This window comes from Acinetobacter halotolerans (assembly GCF_004208515.1).
GTDB classification, from domain to species: domain Bacteria; phylum Pseudomonadota; class Gammaproteobacteria; order Pseudomonadales; family Moraxellaceae; genus Acinetobacter; species Acinetobacter halotolerans.
Window position 1 is genome coordinate 38,499 of record NZ_SGIM01000016.1, and the last position, 16,301, is coordinate 54,799.

17 protein-coding genes are annotated in these 16,301 nt (G+C 38.9%); 9 read left to right on the forward strand and 8 right to left on the reverse strand.

Going from position 1 to position 16,301, the window contains the following annotated elements:
* Positions 1 to 35 precede the first annotated feature (35 nt).
* On the forward strand, positions 36 to 827 hold the full coding sequence (locus tag EXE30_RS14735; RefSeq protein WP_130163051.1) for a DUF4198 domain-containing protein: 792 nt from the start codon (positions 36 to 38) through the stop codon (positions 825 to 827).
* A gap of 73 nt (positions 828 to 900) precedes the next feature.
* On the opposite strand, the gene EXE30_RS14740 is transcribed toward EXE30_RS14735, so the two are convergent.
* Entirely contained in the window at positions 901 to 1,575 is a 675-nt protein-coding gene (locus tag EXE30_RS14740) for an epoxyqueuosine reductase QueH (protein WP_130163052.1), read from the reverse strand.
* 286 nt (positions 1,576 to 1,861) lie between these two features.
* On the opposite strand from EXE30_RS14740, the gene EXE30_RS14745 reads away from it, so the two are divergent.
* On the forward strand, positions 1,862 to 2,782 hold the full coding sequence (locus EXE30_RS14745; protein WP_165382419.1) for a LysR family transcriptional regulator: 921 nt from the start codon (positions 1,862 to 1,864) through the stop codon (positions 2,780 to 2,782).
* Positions 2,783 to 2,879: 97 nt separating this feature from the next.
* On the opposite strand, the gene EXE30_RS14750 is transcribed toward EXE30_RS14745, so the two are convergent.
* Positions 2,880 to 3,335, reverse strand: a complete 456-nt coding sequence (locus EXE30_RS14750) for a DUF441 domain-containing protein (protein WP_004670724.1) — start codon at positions 3,333 to 3,335, stop codon at positions 2,880 to 2,882.
* 116 nt (positions 3,336 to 3,451) lie between these two features.
* On the reverse strand, positions 3,452 to 3,907 hold the full coding sequence (locus EXE30_RS14755) for an Rrf2 family transcriptional regulator (protein ID WP_130163054.1): 456 nt from the start codon (positions 3,905 to 3,907) through the stop codon (positions 3,452 to 3,454).
* Between the two features lie 106 nt (positions 3,908 to 4,013).
* Here EXE30_RS14755 and EXE30_RS14760 point away from each other — a divergent pair, with 106 nt between their 5' ends.
* Entirely contained in the window at positions 4,014 to 4,892 is an 879-nt protein-coding gene (locus EXE30_RS14760) for an NAD(P)/FAD-dependent oxidoreductase (RefSeq protein ID WP_130163055.1), read from the forward strand.
* A 62-nt stretch (positions 4,893 to 4,954) separates the two neighbouring features.
* Here EXE30_RS14760 and EXE30_RS14765 read toward each other — a convergent pair whose 3' ends face one another.
* Positions 4,955 to 5,815, reverse strand: coding sequence for a hypothetical protein (locus tag EXE30_RS14765; protein WP_130163056.1), 861 nt, complete (start codon positions 5,813 to 5,815; stop codon positions 4,955 to 4,957).
* A 450-nt stretch (positions 5,816 to 6,265) separates the two neighbouring features.
* Here EXE30_RS14765 and EXE30_RS14770 point away from each other — a divergent pair, with 450 nt between their 5' ends.
* Positions 6,266 to 6,826: a TetR/AcrR family transcriptional regulator gene (locus EXE30_RS14770; RefSeq protein ID WP_130163057.1), complete on the forward strand. Its 561-nt coding sequence runs from the start codon at positions 6,266 to 6,268 to the stop codon at positions 6,824 to 6,826.
* A 98-nt stretch (positions 6,827 to 6,924) separates the two neighbouring features.
* Here the strand turns inward: EXE30_RS14770 and EXE30_RS14775 are convergent, their stop codons facing one another.
* Complete coding sequence (locus tag EXE30_RS14775; RefSeq protein ID WP_005197395.1) at positions 6,925 to 7,704, reverse strand: ferredoxin--NADP reductase; 780 nt, start codon at positions 7,702 to 7,704, stop codon at positions 6,925 to 6,927.
* Between the two features lie 100 nt (positions 7,705 to 7,804).
* On the opposite strand from EXE30_RS14775, the gene tsaA reads away from it, so the two are divergent.
* Together tsaA and EXE30_RS14785 are read left to right on the forward strand one after the other, a co-directional pair.
* Positions 7,805 to 8,545, forward strand: coding sequence for a tRNA (N6-threonylcarbamoyladenosine(37)-N6)-methyltransferase TrmO (gene tsaA, locus EXE30_RS14780; protein WP_171457384.1), 741 nt, complete (start codon positions 7,805 to 7,807; stop codon positions 8,543 to 8,545).
* 43 nt (positions 8,546 to 8,588) lie between these two features.
* A complete protein-coding gene (locus EXE30_RS14785; RefSeq protein ID WP_130163058.1) occupies positions 8,589 to 10,367 on the forward strand; it encodes a GspE/PulE family protein in 1,779 nt (592 codons plus the stop codon).
* An 82-nt stretch (positions 10,368 to 10,449) separates the two neighbouring features.
* On the opposite strand, the gene hemP is transcribed toward EXE30_RS14785, so the two are convergent.
* Positions 10,450 to 10,620: a hemin uptake protein HemP gene (gene hemP, locus EXE30_RS14790; RefSeq protein ID WP_130163059.1), complete on the reverse strand. Its 171-nt coding sequence runs from the start codon at positions 10,618 to 10,620 to the stop codon at positions 10,450 to 10,452.
* A gap of 176 nt (positions 10,621 to 10,796) precedes the next feature.
* Between hemP and EXE30_RS14795 the strand changes: the two genes are divergently transcribed.
* The gene (locus tag EXE30_RS14795) at positions 10,797 to 11,708 is read left to right on the forward strand and encodes an NUDIX domain-containing protein (protein WP_130163060.1); all 912 of its coding nucleotides are present in this window, start codon (positions 10,797 to 10,799) and stop codon (positions 11,706 to 11,708) included.
* 8 nt (positions 11,709 to 11,716) lie between these two features.
* On the opposite strand, the gene EXE30_RS14800 is transcribed toward EXE30_RS14795, so the two are convergent.
* Positions 11,717 to 12,277 (reverse strand): tetratricopeptide repeat protein, encoded by a 561-nt coding sequence (locus tag EXE30_RS14800; RefSeq protein ID WP_130163061.1) that lies wholly within the window; start codon positions 12,275 to 12,277, stop codon positions 11,717 to 11,719.
* A gap of 19 nt (positions 12,278 to 12,296) precedes the next feature.
* Positions 12,297 to 14,696 (reverse strand): penicillin-binding protein 1B, encoded by a 2,400-nt coding sequence (gene mrcB, locus EXE30_RS14805; protein ID WP_130163062.1) that lies wholly within the window; start codon positions 14,694 to 14,696, stop codon positions 12,297 to 12,299.
* 232 nt (positions 14,697 to 14,928) lie between these two features.
* On the opposite strand from mrcB, the gene EXE30_RS14810 reads away from it, so the two are divergent.
* Positions 14,929 to 15,837, forward strand: a complete 909-nt coding sequence (locus EXE30_RS14810; protein ID WP_171407389.1) for an NAD(+) kinase — start codon at positions 14,929 to 14,931, stop codon at positions 15,835 to 15,837.
* On the forward strand, positions 15,834 to 16,106 hold the full coding sequence (locus EXE30_RS14815; protein WP_004911635.1) for a YeaC family protein: 273 nt from the start codon (positions 15,834 to 15,836) through the stop codon (positions 16,104 to 16,106). The genes EXE30_RS14810 and EXE30_RS14815 overlap by 4 nt, the downstream gene beginning before the upstream one ends.
* Positions 16,107 to 16,301 lie beyond the last annotated feature (195 nt).

A 16,301-nucleotide genomic window follows, 5' to 3' on the forward strand; every position in this document is an offset into this window, starting at 1 on the left:
AAGCATTGTTGAGTGAGATAAAGGGTGGGAAAATCATGAAAAAATTACTGATCGCGTCATTTGTTATGATTTCAGGTTATAGCTTTGCGCATGAACCTTATGTTGCGCCTGTTGCATATCAAACTACAAATACACAAGTTGCAGTTTTTTCAGGTTATGCTGAAGAAGCATTGAACAGTGAATATGCTTTAAAAGATGCAAAATTTGAGATCACGAATCCAAACCAAAGCAAGACAATCGTGGAGCCTGATTCTAAACTGGCTTCTACAACCATTTTTGATTTGAAATTACCTGATTCAGGTACTTATAGCGTACAAACCAAAGCAAGCTATCCATTGAAGTATGTACAAGACCAAAAAGAATGGAAATTATTTTTTGATCTCGCGGAAGACAAAGCACCAGCAAAAGCTGAACGGGATTATCTGATTCCTGCTGATCTCAAAGGCAAGAAAATTGCCCCAGTTGAGGTGACGCGTGAATGGTCATTATTTACCTACATCACCAAAGAGAAAAGTTCTCCAGTAAAGCCAACTTCCGCACCAATTCAAGTTGAATTTTTAACTCATCCCAATGAGTTAAAAGCGAATCAGACCACGAAAGTGAAGGTAGCAAAAGCGAATCAGCCTTTGGCAAATGCAGAAGTTGTGCTTCGCGCTAAAGGTGCAACGGACGAACAAGCGAAAACCCTAAAAGCAAATACAGATGGGACAGTGGATTTAGTTTTCCCAAGTGCAGGGGAATATTTAGTCGAAGTTACAGAGTCGGTTGATAGCAAGAAAAAACCAAGTAATCAGTTCTATAGCATTATTAGTTTGTCTGTAAATTAAGAAATGGAAAGGCTAATCTCTAGAATGGATTAGCCTTTTTTTAATCAAATTTGCCCGCTTTTCATTCTATTCATCAAGTTGATTCATTGTGTTCATCATCCATCGCATTGCTATAGAATTTTACGCCGAGTTTAATGCGATCGCGTCCATTGCTCATACGCCAGCGATTAGTATCTCGTAGAGAGTAAACACAGCCGCAATATTCTTGCTGATAAAATTCTTCACGTTTACTCACTTCCAGCATCCGTACAGCACCACCGCTTTTACGCCAGTTATAGTCCCAATATTGCATTTCTGGATAATGTGATGCAGCTCGAAGACCACAATCATTGATTTGCTGTAAATTCTTCCAACGCGAAATACCCAACGAACTACTAATTAAGCCAAAGCCATGTTCATGGGCATACAGTGCAGTTCTCTCGAAACGCATATCAAAACACATGGTGCAGCGAATGCCTTTCTCAGGTTCGTCTTCCATACCTTTGGCACGTGCAAACCAATTGTCGGTATCGTAGTCACAGTCGATAAAAGGAATATTATGCTTCTCGGCAAAACGAATATTTTCCTCTTTACGAATTAAATATTCTTTGACTGGATGAATGTTGGGATTATAGAAAAAGATCGAAAAGTCGATACCAGAGTCGATTAATGTTTCCATGACCTCACCTGAGCAGGGAGCGCAGCATGAATGTAATAATAATTTATCGTGACCTTCAGGCAGTGTAAGCTTTTGACGTTCAAGAGACATGGCAAACAAAGATAAATAAGTGAATAATCATCTATTGTAAAGGCTTTATACATTTCTTGAATTTGAATTAAATGAAATATTCTCAGGTTGAACTGAATTATTCTAATAAAGGCATGTCCTAAAAATTTTGGTTACCCAAGAATAGGTGTTAAAGCCAACATCATAGATTATCACTTTTAAAATGAGTAAAATTCAACTGCGATTAAACTAATCAAAAACAGCTCATGTTGAGACAATCTCACTAATTTAGTGTTAAAATGAAATATATTCATTTTTGGTTCATGTCGTGCTAGAACTTCGTCATTTAAAAACATTAACAGCATTACGAGAGCATGGTTCTTTGGTTGCCGCCGCAGCTGATTTGTGTCTTACCCCTTCGGCAATTTCTCACCAACTCAAAGAGCTTGATCATTGGTATGGTATCGAAGTGGTCAATCGCCGTAGCCGTCCAGTGACCTTTTCTAATGTTGGAGAACGTTTGCTCAAACTTGCAGATGATGTACTGCCACAGGTACAAATTACCCAAACTGATATTGCACGTATCGTACATGGGCAAACAGGGCGGATCATCTTTTCATCTGAGTGTCATAGTTGTTTTGATTGGTTGATGCCTTTATTAAACCAATATCGTCATCAATATCCCGATGTCGATTTGGATTTTGCCGCAGGCTTTGAATCAAACCCACATGAATTACTCCAAAATGCGGAATTTGATTTATTGATTACGGCAGATCCGATTGCACTCAAGGGGATCGCGTATTTTCCAATCTTTGAATATGAGTCACGCTTGGTCTTATCTAACACACATCCTTTTGTCCGTGCGGAACATGTTTCTGTACAAGATTTGGCAGAAGAAACCTTAATCACTTATCCCGTCGATAAACATCGTTTGGACATCATGGCGCATTTGTTCATTCCTGCAAATATTCAACCTAAGTATATTCGAACTACCGATTTGACGCAGATGTTAATTCAGTTGGTTGCGAGTGGGCGAGGGATCGCTGCTTTGCCTGATTGGGTGGTCAAGGAATATGAGCAAAAAGGTTGGGTGGTCAGTCGTCGTTTGGATTGCGTTTCACCTCAAGGGTTAAGACGTACTTTATATGCTGGCTATCGTTCTGAAGACAAAGATAAGAGTTATTTTGAAGGCTTTTTAAAACAGTTAGAAAAATTTTCGCAGAAGCGAGCTTTTTATTATGAAAAATAGTTAAAACAAGCGTCTGTTGAATGGGTGGTGAGAGAAATTAATTTTTCTGAGCTGCCTATTAGACGGTTTTCTATCAAAAACGGATTTACTATGAAGATTAAGATTTCCCAATAAAAACAGATAAAATCCCAGCAGCGATCAGCGGACCAACCGGAACGCCTCTCAGTAACGCAACACCAGCGACAGTTCCGATCAATAAGCCTGCGATGACATCGGGTTGGCTAGTCATGAGTTTCATACCACGACCTCCCAGCCAAGCGACCAATAGTCCGATAGCAATCGCGATTAAAGACTTCACACTGATAAAAGACTTTAAAATATTTTCGCCACTTATTTTCCCGCTGGCGATAGGTGCAAGCACGCCGATAGTAAGAATAATAATTCCAATGTTTAGGCCATGTTGTTGGATATAAGGGAAAAACTGTTCTAACGGTGTAAGTTTTACGAGTATCAGTACCCCAGTTGCAATCGTCACCGCAGTATTATGACTAAAAACACCAACAGCGAGTAAGATGAGCAAAACCAATAGATTGATATCGAGTTGTGAAAACATATCGCCGTCATTTATAAATAAAGTTGAATTGTATCGCAATTTATCAGGCTGCTCTTTAATAATTTACATGATCGCAAAGTAAGCGAATTCTGTGAAAAATCTTGAATACGACGACATTAAGATTTTACTGCATGGTGGTCATGCATTTTTGCTTGATAAAGTTGATCAAACTCGGATGCAAGGTCAGCAAGTGTCGTTGCTTTTAATTTTGCTAAAAGAATATCTTGTGCCTGTTGCATCGCATCTTCTAGAGCTGCATTTACAACACGTTCGACACCACATTCAGGATTTTCTCTTTCATTGCCAATGGCAAAAATTGTTGGCTCACCAACTGCATTGTAAATATCCAGTAAAGTGATTTTTTCTAAATCGGCAATAAGATGCCAACCCCCTTTAGGTCCTTTTTCTGATCGGATAAAACCAGCGGTCTTTAATCCAGCCATCGTGCGCCTAACCACTACAGCATTGGTTGAAAGCATGTGGGCGATCTCTTCTGAAGTAAAAATTTTATTCTCCCTAGCCATGTGAAGCAGCACATGAAGCATACGAGAAAGTTTGCTATCGAGACGCATATGAAAAAGATCGAACTTAGAGAAGGACATCTAATGTAACATTAAAAGTTGCAAATATAAATAAAAAGTATTAGTGTAACTTTAAAAGTTACTTAACGGTGTTGAAATGAATTACGACGTTGCGATTATTGGTGGTAGTTATGCTGGCTTAGCAGCAGCTCTCCCTTTAGGTAGAGCGAGAAGGCGTGTTGTGGTTATTGATGCAGGGCAACGCAGAAATCGTTTTGCAGATCATTCACATGGCTTTCTCACGCAAGATGGCACTCCAGCGAGTGAAATAGCCGAGATTGGAAAGCAACAGCTACTTCAGTATAAAACGGTTGATTGGATGGAAGGATCCGTTAAACGAGTCGAAAGGAAGGATGATAACTTTCATCTTTGTATTGATGAAAAACATGCGATCAATGCGAAAAAAATCATTGTAGCAACAGGTGTGAAAGATCAACTACTTGATATTAAAGGAATTGAGCAGCGTTGGGGCAAAAGTATTTTTCATTGTCCATATTGTCATGGTTATGAACTCAACCAAGGAAATATTGGTCTTATTGCCAGCTCAGAACACGCTGCACATATGGCGATGATGTTACCTGAATGGGGGCGTGTGACTTTCTTTTTAAATGGACAAAAAATCGAGGCAGAAATACAGACACAACTTATTCAGCGCGGTGTCATTATTGAACAACGGATTATTAAGGAAATTGTTGGAGAGAGTACGATCATTCTTGAAAATGAGGACAGTATTCCACTAGATGGTATTTTTGTCACAACTCAATGTTTAATTTCTCAAGATTGGATAACCAATCTAGGTTGTGAAATAGAGCAAAATGCAATGGGTGAGATGATTAAAACTAATGCGCTGAAAGAAACATCTGTGGCTGGTATTTTTGCCTGTGGGGATGTAGCACGATTGGGCGGTTCAATATCACTTGCTGTAGGCGATGGGACAATGGCAGGTGTGGCAGCACATCGATCGCTGATATTTTAATTAAAATTTAAAGGTCATTTTCCATAAGAAAAATGGAGATGACCTTTGATTGATTTTTAATTCTAAGCTAACTTTCTGTTTGCTTCATATTGATAGCTAGCAATTTGTTCATCCCAAAATTGTTGCCATAGATCACAGTAATCAAAACAAATTTTACGAATAGATGCATAATCAGCTTCAGTACATGCTTGGGCAAGAACGAACCATAAATCGTCTTCATGGTCATCATCTGCGGCTTCTGAGCTTGCATCATGTGAAACCCCATGCACGTGATAATATCCGCTACTTACATCAAAGCCAACACAATGGGTTGCTTGACGCAACGCAGGACTAAATAAAATCACTTCTTCTTCTGCCACAGCCAACAGTGCAGTAACTGAACGATAGCAATGAAAGGAGTTTTCTAAATAAGCACGAACTTTTTGTGCGATGATTGACGGTAAATAGTGATTGCGTTCCGCCTGAGTTAATTCAAAATCATCCAGAACATCTTCAAATAGTGGATAATGTGCATATTCAGGATTTCCCGAATAATATTCATTTTTATCCAATGCAGGACGGAAACCAAATTCATCTAATATATTAAGATTTAATAAAAAACGAGGGTACATTTTAGAACCAGATAATAAACGAGGTTCTAATTGTTTCGTTTGAAATTGTGCCATTAGTAAGGCGTCAGTAAAAACTTGTACAATTGCATGGCGATATTCTAAGTGGATGTGTTTTAAAGTCTCCTTATCAATTAAACCGTCATTTAAAAGTTGGATGGCTGGATGTGTAGAGACAGGGTGATTTGAAATTTCTGCTCGTAGTGTCTTCAGAAAATTCAGATTCTTGTTCCATACATCGGCAGAAATACTATTTTTCATTCCGTCTATAGCTTTCTGTCTAGGGTTGTCAAAGTTATCAAATTTTTTTGGCATAGTTTTTACTCAATGAATTAATAAATATTATTGCTTTTCCAATGGTATAGTTCGATTTTTTTGGTTGATTATGAATGTAACTATTGGCCCAACCAAAGATATTTTTATTGGATAAATTAAATATAAGATGAATTTTTTGTGAAATCAATTTTTTCAATAAGCTAAATAATCGTAATTTAGATTGATAATTAATCAAAATTGCACTAAAAGGTGAATTAATGCACAATATATTTTAATTTTTTTAGAAATAGAAAAAATTTTTTACAAATCAGCTTGTTTATAACCTCATTTTTGCTTAATTTATAAGAAAGATAATAAGGAAAAACTTATATTTTCTTTAATGATCTTAATATAATATGAAAAAGCATGGTTGCCAGAATTGTCCAGCTTATAAACCACGCCTAAATAATACATTAATTTTTTTTAAAGAATTCTAAAAAGGATAATAAAATGTCAAAAAAAGAAGATATTATTGCAACGGCTCTAAACCTCTTTAATCGTCATAGTTTCAGTTCGGTAGGTGTAGATCGAATTATTGCTGAGTCAAACGTTGCAAAAATGACGTTCTATAAATACTTTCCTTCCAAAGAAAATTTGATCGAAGAATGTTTATCTCGGAGAAACAAAAGTATTCAAGAAGCAATTGAGAAAGAAATCAATCTACTCGAGGAAGATGATTACTTAGGTAAAATTAAAGCAGTCTACTTTTGGCATTTAGGATGGTTCAATTCAGATGATTTTCATGGATGTATGTTTCAAAAAGCATCATTGGAAATTTTACAACAGTACCCATCCATTATTGGCCCTATTGTGGCGTACAGAGAGTGGTTGATGGCTTTACTTGAAGATTTGTTTGAGAAAGCAAAGGTCTTTCAACCGCACGTACTGACCTCAATGTATATAAATATCCTAGATGGTATGACTGCGTATGCAAAAGTCACCAAAGACCACACCGAAATTGAGGAGTGTTGGTACTATATTGAGAGATTGATTACTCTAGATGCAGCCTAAATCTATTGCGTTAAAATCAATCTTTTATTTATAAGGTTTTAATTAATAAAAAGAAACCGGGTCAATTGACTCGGTTTCTTTTATATCTAATTCAAAAATTACTTCTCGACGAAAGCACGTTCGATCACGTAATCACCCATCACGCCCATACGTGGTGATTCGACTAAACCATGCTGATCAAGTAGCGCAGCTACATCTTTTAGGAAAGCTGGGCTGCCACAAAGCATTGCGCGGTCAGTTTCACGATTAAAACGAGGTAAACCAATTTTCTCAAACAGTTCACCAGTCTCAATCGCTGTCGTTACACGACCTTGAGTGTGGAACGGTTCGCGCGTTACAGTTGGGTAGTAAATCAATTTATCTTTGATGCCTAATTCTTCAAAAAACTCATGGTTTGGAAGCTCATTGAGAATCAGGTCTTGGTAAGCAAGTTCTGAAATATAACGCGTACCATGCACCATGATGACTTTCTCAAACTTTTCGTAAGTTTCAGGATCACGAAGTAAGGAAAGGAAAGGTGCAAGCCCTGTACCAGAAGATAAAAGATATAAATTTTTACCTGGTAGCAAATCATCGTGTACTAAAGTACCTGTCGGTTTTTTAGAAATCAGGATTTCATCGCCCACTTGTACTTTTTGTAAGATAGAGGTCAATGGACCGTCTTGGACTTTAATTGAGAAGAATTCTAACTCTTCTTCATAATTCGCACTTGCGATCGAATAAGCACGCATTAAAGGCTTGCCATTCACTTCAAGTCCGATCATCACGAACTGACCATTTTTAAAACGTAGGCTCGTATCGCGTGTAGTTTTAAAGCTGAAAAGAGTGTCATTCCAGTGGTGAACATGAGTAATGCGTTCAACGTTAAAAGCAGCCATTAAAGGTCTCGATCACAGATAAAAGAAACAGATTGCTATTCTAATCTAAAATCATTCTCGATAAACTGAATATATTTAATTGTGTTTATCAGAAAAAGTGATGAGTAACTCTGTAATGATGCCGATTATCGGTTATATGCATTCTCCTTATCGTGAGAAATTCGGTATCCCGAGACAACCAAATTTGGTACAAATCGAGTCATACATTGAGATGGTTGAACCTTATAATGATATTTTAGCGTTTGAGGGAATCGATGATTTTAGTCATTTGTGGTTATTGTGGCAGTTTCATGAGAATAAACAAAATGATAGAGGACAGAATCAAACGCCTAAATTTCGTGCACAAGTCCGACCGCCACGTCTCGGTGGTAACCAAAAAATAGGTGTTTTTGCGACGAGAAGTATGTATCGTCCATCACCAATCGGCTTATCGGTGGTTCGTTTTCTTCGTGTCGAGAAGCACGGAAAAGTGATTCGTTTGTACGTCACAGGTAGTGATTTATTACATGGCACACCAATTCTTGATATTAAGCCTTATATTCAATATTCAGATGCAATTGAGGGATCAATCAGTGGTTATGCTCAAGATGAGCCGATTCGTAAGGACGTCATATGGGCAGAAACTGCTTCGCTACAGCAAAAACAACTGTTAAATCAGGCTATTCTAGATAAAAAGATATTAGATGAACTTGAACAAGTGTTATCTTTAGATCCTCGTCCAGCCTATCAAGAAGATGCTGAGCGGGTGTATGGGATGCGTTTCGCTAACCTGAATATTCGTTTTACAGTCGATGAAAAAAATGTCACAGTGGTGAGTGTAGAGCAGTCCACTATAATTTAATTTAAAAATATAAATGATTCATAAATTTGGGGAAATTACGGTCATGCAAGCTGAGGCAAAATTTGCAAACTTTTCTTTTACGATTGATGTGACTTGGTGCTTAGAGCAACTGCAAAAAGATGGTCGTATTACTGAACGAGATAAGTTGTTAATCCAAACCACACACCGTCAAAAAGAACAATTGAAATGGCATCCCTTACAATGGATTGCCAATTTTAATATAAAAGATCAGTTAAATCCTGCTGCAACGCTAACTCTGCATCGTTTGTGTCAGTGGTTGGCGGAAAAGGCAGCTTTGCCATTATTCGTGATTGATCCTTTAAAAGCGGATGTCGCTGCTTTAACCAGTGTGATGTCGCAAGAGTTCGCGGTTAGAAATCATATTTTGGCTGTTGAAGTACATGCAGATCGTATTTTGATTGGTACGGATCAACCTTTTACTTCGGAATGGGAAAATAACTTACAGCGTAGTTTGGCACCTAAAAAGATTGAGCGAGTTTTATTAAATCCTGAACAATTACAACGTTATCTGCATGAATATTATCAAGTCAGTCGTGCTGTAAACTCGTCACAAAATACCAGTGCTTTTGATCGTGATAATAAAGGTGTTGAGGCTCTATTACAGTTAGGGGATACGCAAACCCCTGATGCGAATGATCAACATATTGTGAAGCTAGTGGATTGGGTGCTGCAATTTGCCTTTGAACAAGGCGCAAGCGATATTCACTTAGAACCAAGAAAAGACAAAGGCAAGGTGCGTTTTCGTATCGATGGTGTTTTGCACACCATTTATAATATGCCTGCAAATACACTGACCGCCGTGATTTCGCGGATCAAAATATTGGGTCGAATGAATGTCGCAGAAAAACGTAAACCTCAAGATGGTCGTTTAAAAACACGCACCCCAAAAGGTCAAGAAACTGAATTACGTCTTTCAACCTTACCTACGGCATTTGGCGAAAAGTTGGTAATGCGTATTTTCGATCCAGAAGTCTTGGTTCGCAGTTTTCAGCAGCTTGGTTTTGAGGGGCACTTATTACAGAGCTGGCAAGCACTGACTCAGCACAGTCACGGTATTATCTTAGTGACAGGGCCTACAGGTTCGGGTAAAACCACGACGCTTTATTCCTCTTTAAAACAACTGGCAACAGAACAAGTCAACGTATGTACCATTGAAGACCCGATAGAGATGCTTGAGCCGAGCTTTAACCAAATGCAGGTAAATCCCAATATTGAACTGGGCTTTGCCGATGGGGTTCGTGCCTTAATGCGTCAAGATCCTGATATTATTATGGTCGGGGAAATTCGAGACCATGATACTGCCAATATGGCAATTCAAGCAGCATTAACAGGACATTTAGTGCTATCAACGCTTCATACCAATGATGCACCATCAAGCTTGACACGCTTACATGATTTAGGTGTGCAGCCATTTTTAACCGCAGCCACAATTCTTGGTGTGCTTGCGCAACGTTTAGTGCGTCAATTGTGCCCACACTGCAAGCAAGAAACTGCAATCAATGAGCAGGAATGGGAACACTTAACATTCGATTACATCATGGACATGCCAAGTACCATGTATAAAGCGGTCGGTTGTGAAGTATGCCGACAGACGGGATATAAAGGTCGAGTGGGTATTTATGAATTTATGCCCGTAAGTTTGGAGTTGAAAACTTTGATTAGTGCAAATGGCACATTAAATGATTTGAAAGCTCAAGCGAAAAAAGAAGGGGTTGAGCCTTTAAGGATTGCGGGGGCACGTAAAGTTATAGAGGGCGTAACGACTTTAGAGGAAGTGCTACGAGTTGTTCCTTTAAATTAATCATGTTCTTACAAGCAAAAAAAAGCAGTACGCGCTGACATACTGCTATTCCCACGTTTATTATTCTCCGATTTTTATTCTATTATTTTGTTAAAATTAAACGATTATTGCGAGTTAAACGTAAGCGATATTCTTCTCCAGCATGCATAATTCGGATTTCACGTCCTAAGGCAAAAAGGTTGTTTGAATGTAGCATTGGTAATGAATGGTTTGAGTCTGTGCTACGAGTGAAAAGGTTAAATGGTGCGTTCATTTGTTATGCTCCGTGGTATGTCTTTTAATGTTTTAAATGATAATCATTATCGAATACACCTGTCAACGTAAATTTTGTGGATTTACAAAATCATTTATTATTTTTGTTTTAGACGTGTGAAAGCCTGAACAAATTACTTAAAATTGCAAGTTAAAGATGAGAGATTTCAGACGCTAATGTCAAAAAATACAGTCCATGTTGCGATCGCAATTTTATTACATAAATCAAAAATATTGGTGGGATGGCGACAGGCGAGTCAACATCAAGGCAATAAACATGAGTTTCCTGGTGGGAAGGTTGAGCAGGATGAAACGCCTGAACAAGCGTGTCGTCGTGAAATATACGAAGAAGTCGGTATAGGCATAAAAAATTGGCATGTTTTTGATGTGATACGACATGAATATGATGATGTGATTGTTCATTTACATTTATTTCATGCTTATGTCCCCGATGAGCTACTTGATCTGATCCATCAACCATGGACTTGGTATAGTCGAGATCAGTTAGCAGAGCTTAACTTTCCTAAAGCGAATACGCAGATTGTTCAAAGGTTAATGTGGCCGCACTTGATTAAAGTCAGTTCGGAACTCATGGCACTGCCTGAAAGTGATTGTTTGTTGTATTGGCGTATGCAGCCTCAAGATGTTGATCAAATCGAAGCACAATTATTCACTTTATCTGATGAGCAACTTCAAAAATTAATGCTTAATTTTGATATTTGGCAGAAATTAGCTACCGTACTTCAAACTAAAATACAAACGATCCATCTAAAACAATCACAATTATTAAGTTTAAAAAAAGGTGAGCTACCTGTAGGAAAACGTTTGATTGCAGCATGCCATGATGCAGTGTCTTTACAGCATGCTCACGTGATTGGTTGTGATGCAGTGCTGTTAAGTCCTGTGAATGCAACAGAAACCCACCCTGATGCAAGGATATTAGGTTGGGCCGGTTTCAGCGAATTAGCAAAGGAAAGCCATCTGCCTGTGTTTGCTTTGGGGGGAGTGGCTCCTGAAGATATAGAACAAGCCCAAAAACATCACGCTTATGGGCTTGCTGGAATTCGACAGTTTGAATCACTAAATTGAATAGAAGCTTATAGCCCTTGAATCGCTCTTCTCGCTTCTTGGGCTTTTACAGGGTGGTTGCGTGCTTCGCTGGCACGGAGAACGATTAACCAGAGTTGCTTCTTCATGCTATTGCTCTGCGCATAAGTGATACCACGACGAGCCAGTGCTTCAGCATTTGCATATTGTTTACGCTGATCTGCGATTAATCCTAAATATAAATAGGTCTCCGCCGCTTGAGGCGCGATACGTTGAGCTTGAAGTGCAAAACGTTCTGCTTCTGTAAACTGCTTTTGCTTATACGCCGTTTGGGTTTTTTGCATAAGTGTTCTAAAAGCAGGTAACTGTGAACCATCGTTACTAAATCGTTGCTGAACTTTTTGCTCAGGCACGATGACAGGCACAGTTTGGCGCTTAATCTCTTTATGGTCATAAGGGATAACTTTGACACCAGAAGAAGGAGGGCTAACCTTCTTCTCGCTATCAGCAGTGGCCTTAGGCGGTGGTGTTTGAGGCGCTGAGCGATCTGGTGTAGTCGTACAGCCAGTTAATATAAGTATTCCAATAGCGAAAGTTACTTTCTTAATCATGTCCAATCATCCTTTAAGATTAGTTATCACCGCTATAACTACCGCTTGAAATAACGCGTGTAGAGGTGTGATTGGATAAATCTGTATCCATTTGGTTTTCAGTCTCACGAATATAATTACCGATGCTGTCATCATCAGTTGCTCCATCCGTTTGAGGCATATAGGTTGGTTCAACTTCGTAATGAGATTGCCCACAGAGCGTTGCACGACGCGGCACAGTTTGACGGAGCAGTGGAATATACATCGCTCCCTCACAACCTTGAGCAGAAAGATCGCCGCTGGTACGGTCAATCCACTGCCATTGTACATTGTCTGTTTGGCGTAGATTGACAGGTTCTTGGCGAAGTTGTTTCATCACATTGGTCCAAACTGGGAGCGCTCCAGAAGAACCTGTTAAACCTGTCACTTTGTTATCATCTAGACCTAACCAAACGACAGCAACATGATTGCCTGAATAACCAGCAAACCAAGAGTCTCGGGTATCATTGGTTGTACCTGATTTTCCAGCAAGATTTAATGATTCAGGTAAACTGTTGTACGCAGAGCGACCAGTCCCAGTGCGCATTACTTGTTGTAAACCATAGTTTAAAATATAAGCGGCAGCTGGGTCGATAGTTTGCTGAACATTTAAACCATATCGATCGAGCAAACGACCTTGCGCATCAACCACAGTACGAATCGAACGCGGTGGATATTTGAAACCACCCGTTGCAAAGTTACCATAAATGCCAAGCACTTCCATCGGTGACATATTGACTGCCCCTAAATAAATCGATGGATATGCTGGGATATCTGAGCTGACACCAAATTGCTTTAACTTATTGCTAAATGTTGATAGACCAAACTCATTCGCTAAGCGCACAGTAGAAAGGTTATAAGAATTCGCCAAAGCTTGCTGCATTGGCACAACCCCATTTTCATTACCACTATAGTTCTTTGGTGACCAACCTTTACCACCATCAATCGGGATATTCACCGCAGTATCTTCAATCGGACTCGCCCAAGTATAGCGACCAGATTCAATTGCATTGAGATAAATGACAGGTTTCAAGAGGGAGCCAACTTGACGCTTTGCATCAAGTGTACGGTTAAAACCTGTAAAGTCTTGTGTTGAGCCGACGGCTGCAATCAGCTCACCATTTTCAGGATGTGCTACTAAAACGGCACCTTGTAAATTTTTCAAACGTGCTGGATTTCTTTGTGCTAAACGTTCTACAGAATTTTTAAACACGTTTTGAACTTTGGTTTGTGCAATTGGGTCAAGGGTGGTGAAGATCCTTAAACCTTGATTGGTGATATCGCTTTCTTGATATTCTGTGCGTAATTGACGACGTACAATATCAAGGAAATCAGGGAATTTTGCAGGGCCTAAAGTTGGTTTGCTGATGACATTTAGAGGACGTGCAATCTCATCTTGATATTCAGCTTCTGTTAAATATCCCATCACCATCATATTATTTAACACAACATCACGACGTTTTTTTGCATTTTCAGGATTGCGCCAAGGGTTGTATAACGATGGACCTTGAACCAAACCGACTAGGAATGCTTGTTGTGAAATGTTGAGCTCGCGCAATGGCAAGCCAAAATAAAACTGTGAAGCGAGGCCATAGCCATTAATTGAATAATTGCCATTCTGGCCTAAATTTACTTCATTGAGATAAGTTTCAAGAATTTCATCTTTGCTGTAATGAAACTCAATTAATAAAGCCATTAGGGCTTCATTTACTTTACGTTTAAGTGTTTTCTCAGGAGAAAGGTAAAAGTTCTTTACCAATTGTTGCGTTAAAGTCGAACCACCTTGGCGTCGACCTCCTGTCGCATTACTTACCAATGCACGCGCTGTTCCTCTAACAGAAACACCATGATGATGGTAGAAGTTACGATCTTCTGTTGAAATTAATGCTTCGATGAGTGTTTTTGGTACTCTATCTAATTTAATCAGTACGCGATCTTCATTATGTTGTGGATAAATACCGCCAATCAATAAAGGCTCTAAGCGTGCGATTCCCGTACTTGACGGCTTAGTCGAACGGATATCTCCAACACGATCACTTGAGAAACCGATTTCAAGTACTTGTTCAGGTTCGGTACTATCACCATAGTCAAAACCACGAGTGTGGACATATAACTTATTGCCTTGCGTGACATAACTACCTGATTTATCGTAGTTCGATGTATTCTTATAACCCAATAATTTCAATTCTTGAACGAAATTGTCTTGAGTAATAGGCGCATTCGCATAAATCTCTAGAGGACGAGCAAAAACTTTAGCCGGAATATCCCAGCGCTGGCCTTCAAACTTATTACGAATAATACTATCTAACCGAATTAGGTAGATACTAAAGGCAACAAAAATACCAATCACTAAAATCGAAAAAATTAGCGTTATAAAACCGATACCACGTTCACACTTCATAGATTTGCGTTAAAACCAAAACAATGGGGGTAATGATGCGATAGCTTATAAGTAATTTGCAATCACAAAACTGTGAATAAATAGCAACATGCAATAAAAAAATTCAGAAACTATTGATATTCATCGTATAAAAATAATGAATAGACATTTTTATACTTTTTAATCAATCATCAACGCAACAATGATTGTTAGTGATATGATAGGCGGGAATCGCAGCGGAGCCAAATTTTTCGTGCAAATTTCACATAAATCCTTTCGAAATATTGGTCTAATTGGGCGGCCAGATAAATATTCTGTTGTAGAAACGTTATGTTTAATCCATGATCATTTGATTACTTTGGGTTTAAATCCTGTTTTTGATCAGGAAACATCTAAACTTGTACCCTATAGCCATGGGCAGACTGTTAGTCGAAATTTACTAGGTGAAGTTGTTGATTTAGTGATTGTAGTGGGGGGCGATGGTTCGCTACTCCATGCTGCTCGTGCGTTAGTGCGGCATAATACACCTGTAATCGGGATTAACCGTGGTCGATTGGGCTTTTTAACTGACATTAAACCAGCTGAAGCGATTTTTAAACTCGATCAAGTTCTACAAGGTCATTTCCAATTGGATCGCCGTTTCTTACTAGAAATGGAAGTTCGTACCAATGGTGAAACGATTTATGATGCTATTGCGCTCAATGATGTCGTTCTGCATTCAGGTAAATCTGTTCATATGATTGATTTTGAGCTGAATATTGATGGGCAGTATGTATATCGTCAGCATAGTGACGGTTTAATTGTTTCGACACCAACAGGTTCAACTGCATATTCGCTTTCAGGTGGTGGACCAATTGTGCATCCAAGTATGGATGCAATTGCTTTAGTACCGATGCACCCGCATACATTGTCATCTCGCCCCATTGTTGTCGGTGGTCAAAGTGAGATCAAAATTGTTATTCGAGAAAATCGTGTTTTACCAATGGTGAGTGCAGATGGCCAACATAGTGTTGCACTAAATGTCGGGGATAGTGTGCATATTCGTAAACATCCGTTTAAACTTAGCTTATTACATCCGCCTGGCTATGACTTTTATATGGCATGTCGTACCAAATTGGGATGGAACCAAGACTTTGAATCTTTTCAGCAGGACGACTCATGAATATTGAACAAATGCTCGCTATTTTAAATCCTGAGATTGTTGAGCGTCTAAAAACTGCCGTTGAAATTGGTAAATGGCCAAATGGTATCGCTTTGACCAAAGAGCAGCGCGAAATTTGTATGCAAGCTGTGTATGCATGGGAAATGGAAAACCTTCCAGAAGAACAGCGTAGTGGTTATATCGATCGTGGTACGAAAGAAGAAGGCGAGGAGTGTGATGATGATCATCACAAAAATGAACCTGAGTTTAAACCGATTCGATTTGTGTAAACTGCTTGTCTAAACAAATGCTCCTAAATATTAAGGAGCATTTTTTATTGTTCTTTAAACTTACTGACGATATTTAGAGGTTGTGAACAATGATTTTTATTGTCTGTATCAATGAATAGTCGCTAGAACATAAAGCTGCAATAAAATGAGACAAAATTTGTCACAAATAGACAAAACCGTCTGAGCATATGGTTA